Below are 6,306 nucleotides of genomic sequence, written 5' to 3'. Positions count from 1 at the left end.
GATGCCCGGGGACTGACCCCGCCGGAGATGGACGCGGCACCCCTGGACCGACGCGGGACCGCTTGAGACTGGACGACTGGGAGAGATGGAAATGAGGAACGAGGAAGGCTTTACCCTGATCGAGTTGGTGATCGTGATCGTGATCCTGGGTATCCTGGCCGCCACGGCCCTACCCCGCTTCATCAACGTCACCACCGACGCCTACCAAGCGGCGGTGGCGGGAACCGCGGGCGGCCTGAGTTCTGGGGTATCCCTTGCCCATGCCCTGTGGCTGGCGCGCGGCCAAGCGAGCCCGATAGCTATGGAGGGGGCTAACGTGGCCATGACCACCAGCGGCTGGCCCAGCGTGGCAAGCCCCACGGACTGCGTCAACAACGTCTGGAATGGGGTGATGCAGAATCCGCCCAATGCGTCTACCGTTGCTGGCGCCGACTACTCGGCGACATTAAACGGTACTGTCTGCACCTTCAGCTATCAAAAGTACCAAGTGGGCGGTGTTCCGAAGATGTACATTACCTACGATTACAACACCGGCAACACCACCTTCAGCAACGTCCCCTGATCCCCATGGGATCCTAGCTACCGGGCGGGTTCCGCGCAACGGAACCCGCTTTTTTTGTGTTATAAACGGGTCCACGGATGGTCACCGCCCTCGCCTTCGCCGCCGCTCTGGTCAGCGCGCTGTTCTTCAACGGCATCCACCTCATCGCGTTCGGGTGCAGCCTGGGCGCTGTAGTCCTCGGTATCGCCGGGAATCTCGCATGCGGGCATCGGCGCGGGATCCGCCTGCCCGGCACCGCCATCGCGGTCACGCTGACCCTGTTCTGGTTCTGGATCGGCGCGTCCATCGGGTGGAGTGAGGTGCCCTATGCCAGCGCCATCAATTTCTGGTGGGTGGGCGCCCTGCCGCTGATGTTCTGGCTCTATACCCTGGCCCCGGACCCGGAGCGGACTTGGCGCTGGGTGGGCGCCGCCGCGCTGGCGGTGGGGCTGGCCATGGCCCTGGAGGGGGTGTGGCAGGCCCTGGCGGACCACATCCAGCCCCGCTCCCTGTTCCTCAACCCCAACTCGCACGCCGCGTTTCTCAATCTGATCCTGCTGCCGGTGGCGGGCCGCTTTCTGCTCGCCACTCCCGGGCGCCGTTACGGGTGGGGCGGGGCGGTGTTGATGCTGGCCTTCGCCGTGGCCCTGGTGCAGGGCCGCGGCGCTGCCCTGACCTTGGCCCTGGGACTCGCGGTATTGGTGTGGGTGGCACGACACCGGGGGGTCCGCGGGCCCGCGACCCGGCTGGTTCTCCTGGTGGGCGGCGCCTTCGCCGCAGCCAATCTGTTGGTCCACGGCGGAGTGGTGGGACGTCTGGAGACGTTGTTCAACCCCGCCAGCGCCGGGCAGGACCGCTTCGTGATCTGGACCGGGGCGTGGCGCATGTTTCTGCACCACCCCTGGTTCGGCACTGGGCTCGGAACCTTCTGGCTGGCGTGGCCCCCCTACCGCAACCCGGCGGACACCAGCGGGGGATTCTACGTCCACAACGATTACCTGCAGATCGCCATCGAAACCGGGGTGGTGGGCGCGGTACTGCTGATCACGGTGCTGTTGGCGACCCTCGCGCGGTTTCGGCGCACCCTGGCGGCGCGCCCCGCTCCGGACCAGGCCATCGAACTCGCGAGTCTGTTCGCCGCACTACTGGCGGTGGCCGCCCACAGCTTCGTCACCTTCAACCTCTACATCCTGCCCATCGGCCTGGTGGCGGGACTCCTGCTGGGCCGATTTCAGGCCCTCAGCACAGCCGTGCTGCCGGTGCGCACGATTACCCTGCGACCGTCGCGCCGGCTCGGGCGGGCGGCCTATGCATTGATCATCGGCCTCGCCACGCTGCTGCCCCTGAGCTACTTCGCAGCCCTGGGCCTTTCGGATCACTACTACCAGCGGGCAAAACTGGAGGCGCAGGAGGGGCGGCTGCCGGAGGCGGACGCGGACCTGCTGCGGGCGTTGCGGGCGGTCCCCAGCGCCGACAGCGTGCGGCTGGCGCGAGCGGACCTGCTGCGGGAAGTGCTGCAGCGCGGACCACAGCTCCCCGCGGCGGATCGCCGGGCGCTTTTCCAGGAGGCGCTGCGGACCCTCGCGACCGCGCAGCGGCTAAATCCGCTGCGCGCCCAGTCGTTCTATGTGCAGGCGTTGCTCCTGGAGCAGAACCCGGCCCTGGCGGGACCCGGCTGGCAGACCCGCGTGAACCACTGCTATGCCCATGCCCTCAAGCTCGACCCGCGTTTCTATCAGGCCCGCAGCATGGCCGCGGAATTCCTCCTGTCCCAGGGTAGGCGTGCCGCTGCCCGCCACCTGCTGGCCACCGGCCTGCCTTATTGGTACTACCCGGAACCGAAGCTGCTGGCGTACTACGACCTGACGGCCCGGGTATATGCCCAGGCCGGGGACGCGCAGCAGGCGGCTCGCGTTCGCCGACGGCTGAAGGACGCCCTCAAGCAGATGCGCGCCGCCGCCCGCGCCGCCCACCACGGGTCAAGCTGAGTGGGCCCGGGTCGATATCCTGGATAGCCCCCCGACCGTCTTCTGCAGCGATGCGCGGAAAAATGCAACAACGTCCATTCACCGGCGCAGCCGGATTCACCCTGGTGGAGCTGGTGATCGTGTTGATCGTGGCCGGCATCCTGGCCGCAGTGGGTGCGTCGCGTTACTTCGTCCTGCAGGACTTCCAGGAGCGCGGCTTCTATGACGACACCCTGGCCGCGGTACGCTACGCCCAGAAGCTCGCAGTGGCGTCGGGCTGCGACATCGAGGTCAGCGTGAGCCCCGCCGGTTACGGGCTGCTCGGACGACCGGGCTGCACCACCGGCGCCTTCAGCGTCGCGGTGCGCAAACCCGGCGCTGGCGGCCCGTTCACCGGCGCCCCACCCTCCGGTGTCACCGTGGGTACCATGCAGTTCTACTACGATCAGCTCGGCCGTCCGATCGACCCCGCCAGCAATGCGGTATTGACCACGAATCCGTCCGTGGTCATCGGCGGCCGTACCCCGCGCACCATCATCGTCGAACACGAAACAGGATTCGTGCACTGACCATGGCCAGGACACCGAACTGCGCGCGCGGAATGACGCTCATTGAGCTGGTGATCTCCATCGTGGTGGTCTCGATCGCCGTCACCGGGGTATTGCTGGCGATCAACCAAACCGTACGCCACAGCGCGGACCCGATGATCACCGAGCAGGCCACCGCCATCGCGCAGTCCTACCTGGAGGAGATCATGCTGCAGTCCTTCGCCAACCCACCGAACACCACGGCGCCCTGCAATCCGGCGACCCTGGGTCCGGACCCCGGAGAGACTCGCGCCACTTACAACGATGTGGGCGACTACAACGGATTGGTGGATGCGCCCCCCCGGGATCAGAACGGGACTCCCATGGATCCTGGCTCGTCGCTCATCGACCTGAGTAAATACATCGTCAAGGTGCGGGTCAGTTGTGCGGCGCTCAACGGAATACCGGCCACCGCCAGCAAGCGTATCGACGTCACCGTGACCAACAGTGCCGTGCCGGATTTGGACATCACGATATCCGCGTACCGCACCGCGTACTGAGCCCCATGCAACCCACGACCCATACCGCACCGATCGCGCGCACCAGTGGCTTCACGCTCATTGAACTGGTGATCGTGATCGTCGTCGCCGGGATCATCGCGGGCATCAGCGCCGGCTTCATCACCAGCGCCATGGAGGGCTACGTTGCCCAGGGCCGCAGGGCCACACTGGTGGACACCGCGGATCTGGCCCTCACGCGTATGACCCGCGATCTGCGTCAAGCGCTCCCCAACAGCGTGCGCGTCGCGGACAACGCCGGCAACACCGGACAGGTGAGATGTCAGATCCCCGGCCAAATCTGCGGGATCGAATTCCTGCATGTGCTGGACGGGGGCCGCTACCGCGCCAAACCCCCTGGCAATCCACTCGCCTTCAACCAGAGCAGCGATACATTCGACGTGCTGGGGGGGCTCAGCAATCTGCCACCGCCGAGCCAATACCGGACCGGCACGGGTTCGGCCCAGTGTCTGCTGGGCAATGCCTGGTGTCTGGTGATCTACAACGCCGGACAGCCGGCGTCGGCGCCGGTGCCCTCCGGGAAGAGCGCCAATGCCTACCTGGGCCCGGGCAGTGCCGCAGCGAGCTATGTCGGCAACATCGCGACGATTTCGGCCATTACCGGGACGCCACCGGACAGCGTGAGCTTCGACAACAGCGATCTGGACAGCCCCCCCTATCGCTGGCATTTTCCGTTCCGCTCACCCCAGCAGCGCTTCTACATCGTGGACACGCCGGTGAGCTACATCTGCGATCTGAGCACCGGCGAGGTCCGCCGCTACACCAACTACCCCATCGGGGCGGTGCAGGCGGTAAACCCGGCCGCGGCTCCGCTCAACGCCGCCTCCAGCGCGCTGCTGGCCAACAAGGTCTCGAGCTGCGCCTTCGACTACCAGCCTGGGACCAGCACCCGCAGCGGCTTGGTGACGCTTACGCTCGCCATCACGGACTCCGGCGAGACCGTTGCCCTGTTCCAACAGGTACACGTGGTGAACGCGCCATGAGCCCGGAACCCAGACAGCGCGGATTCTCCCTGGTCAGCGCCATCTTCCTGGTGGTGGTACTAGCGTCGCTCGGTGCCTATATCGTCACCATCGGCGCGGTGCAGCAAACCGCTACCGCCTTGTCCTTGCAGGGCGTGCGCGCCTATTTCGCCGCCGAAACCGGACGCGAGTGGGCAGTCTACGAAGCCACTACCAGTCAAGCCACCCACGATGCGATCTGCCAACCGGGCGGCAAGACCACGAGCTTTACGCTGAGCGGCGGCGTCCTGCAGGGCTTTCAGGTTCAGGTGACCTGCGACGACTTCAAAAACCCGCCGGCGGGCAAAACCGGCGGCTTCCAGGAGGGCAACGACTGGTACGACCTGGAGCGGGTGGACGTGACCGCCGCTCAGGGGGGCGGTCCCGCGAACCCGGACTACGTGTCGCGCCACATCCGCGCCATGGTAACCACCGGGGCGCCGCTGCCTCCGTGATGGCCGCGCGCACAGTTCAAGTGCCGGCGCGTCCGGACGCTATACCGGCGATCCCCTACCGAACGCGCGTCGCCGTTCTAGCCAGGGCTTGCCAATGAACATGGTTTTGTACCCAGCCGTCGATACCCGTCAGGCGCCCGGACGCTACCGGTGCCCACGGCCTACCCGGCGCGTGGGTTGGTTGCTGCTGGCGGTCTGCCTGTGGCTGGCGGGGGCCACGCCGGCGCGGGCCGCCACCTACACCAGCGCGCCCACCACCTTTGGCTGGATCTCCCCCGCAGGCCATACGCCGGTGACGTGGTCCAACACCAGCCAGTGCTCCGGCGGCGGCACGCCCGTGGACGACGACATTACCGCCCCGGTCCCGCTCGGCTTTACCTTCAATTTCGGGGGCGTGAACTACACCACGGTCCAGATCATGTCCAACGGGCGGCTGCAGTTCAACAACAACTTCTGCGGCTACGGCACGCAGACGATCGGTCCACCCCGCACCTACCCCTATCCGATCCCGAATTCGAGCCAGGTGCGTACCATGCGGGTGTACGCCAACGACCTGGACCCGTTGCTCGGCGGGACCATCACCTACGCGACGCTCGGAACCGCCCCCAATCGCGAGTTCGTGGTGACCTTCACCAACGTGCCGGAGTGGGGTGAACCGAGCAGCTTTTTCAACCTGCAGGCGATCCTGTACGAGAACGGGGACTTCACTTACCAGTTCGGGCCCAGCAACAATCCGTCCCAGGGACACGCCCAGATCGGCTGGGAACTCACCACCAGCGACTACGCCCTGATCAGCTATTCCAGCATCGGCGCCCTGAACGGAACCGCCATCCGCTTTTCGCGAACCGTGGTCCCGGTACTTGCTTACTACCGGATGGATGAAACGAGCTGGAACGGCACCGCGGGGGAAGTACGTGACAGCAGCGGCAACGCCAACAACGGCACGGCGGTGGGCCGGGCCAACACGGTCTTTCCGGGCAAGGTGTGCCGTGGTGGAAACATTCCGAACAATACCCGCTTGAGCCAAATCGATGCGGTGGACACCGGGATCGCGCCCGACACCCAGATCGGCGCCGCGGGTACCATCGATTTCTGGTACAAAGCCAACAAGGCATGGCGCAATCGCAACGACGACCGGATGCTGTTCGACGCATCCAAGCCGGCACCGCCCAACGGTAACAACGCCCAGGATAACTATTTCTTCCTGGACCTGCGCAACCGCGGCCAGCTCCGCTTT

At 66.1% G+C, this 6,306-nt stretch carries 7 protein-coding genes; all 7 read left to right on the top strand.

The window, feature by feature from the left end:
• Positions 1-91 precede the first annotated feature (91 nt).
• On the top strand, positions 92-562 hold the full coding sequence (locus tag B7Z66_15725) for a hypothetical protein (protein OYV74668.1): 471 nt from the start codon (positions 92-94) through the stop codon (positions 560-562).
• 77 nt (positions 563-639) lie between these two features.
• Complete coding sequence (locus B7Z66_15720; GenBank protein OYV74667.1) at positions 640-2,529, top strand: hypothetical protein; 1,890 nt, start codon at positions 640-642, stop codon at positions 2,527-2,529.
• 50 nt (positions 2,530-2,579) lie between these two features.
• The gene (locus B7Z66_15715) at positions 2,580-3,077 is read left to right on the top strand and encodes a hypothetical protein (GenBank protein OYV74666.1); all 498 of its coding nucleotides are present in this window, start codon (positions 2,580-2,582) and stop codon (positions 3,075-3,077) included.
• A 2-nt stretch (positions 3,078-3,079) separates the two neighbouring features.
• Complete coding sequence (locus B7Z66_15710; GenBank protein OYV74665.1) at positions 3,080-3,595, top strand: hypothetical protein; 516 nt, start codon at positions 3,080-3,082, stop codon at positions 3,593-3,595.
• 5 nt (positions 3,596-3,600) lie between these two features.
• Entirely contained in the window at positions 3,601-4,596 is a 996-nt protein-coding gene (locus B7Z66_15705; protein ID OYV74664.1) for a hypothetical protein, read from the top strand.
• Complete coding sequence (locus tag B7Z66_15700) at positions 4,593-5,069, top strand: hypothetical protein (GenBank protein OYV74663.1); 477 nt, start codon at positions 4,593-4,595, stop codon at positions 5,067-5,069. Before B7Z66_15705 ends, B7Z66_15700 begins: the two co-directional genes overlap by 4 nt.
• Positions 5,070-5,241: 172 nt before the next feature.
• Positions 5,242-6,306: hypothetical protein (locus B7Z66_15695; GenBank protein OYV74662.1), on the top strand; the 1,065-nt coding region annotated here is incomplete at its 3' end.

The organism is Chromatiales bacterium 21-64-14 (assembly GCA_002255365.1).
Classification (GTDB): domain Bacteria; phylum Pseudomonadota; class Gammaproteobacteria; order 21-64-14; family 21-64-14; genus 21-64-14.
The sequence above is the reverse complement of the archived record's forward strand: the minus strand, read 5'-3'. Positions and strand labels throughout refer to the sequence as shown.

Excerpts from the sequence above, each read along its gene's own strand:
- B7Z66_15725 (OYV74668.1), top strand. The coding sequence starts at position 92 with ATGAGGAACGAGGAAGGCTTTACCCTGATCGAGTTGGTGATCGTGATC.
- B7Z66_15720 (OYV74667.1), top strand. The coding sequence starts at position 640 with ATGGTCACCGCCCTCGCCTTCGCCGCCGCTCTGGTCAGCGCGCTGTTC.
- B7Z66_15715 (OYV74666.1), top strand. The coding sequence starts at position 2,580 with ATGCGCGGAAAAATGCAACAACGTCCATTCACCGGCGCAGCCGGATTC.
- B7Z66_15710 (OYV74665.1), top strand. The coding sequence starts at position 3,080 with ATGGCCAGGACACCGAACTGCGCGCGCGGAATGACGCTCATTGAGCTG.
- B7Z66_15705 (OYV74664.1), top strand. The coding sequence starts at position 3,601 with ATGCAACCCACGACCCATACCGCACCGATCGCGCGCACCAGTGGCTTC.
- B7Z66_15700 (OYV74663.1), top strand. The coding sequence starts at position 4,593 with ATGAGCCCGGAACCCAGACAGCGCGGATTCTCCCTGGTCAGCGCCATC.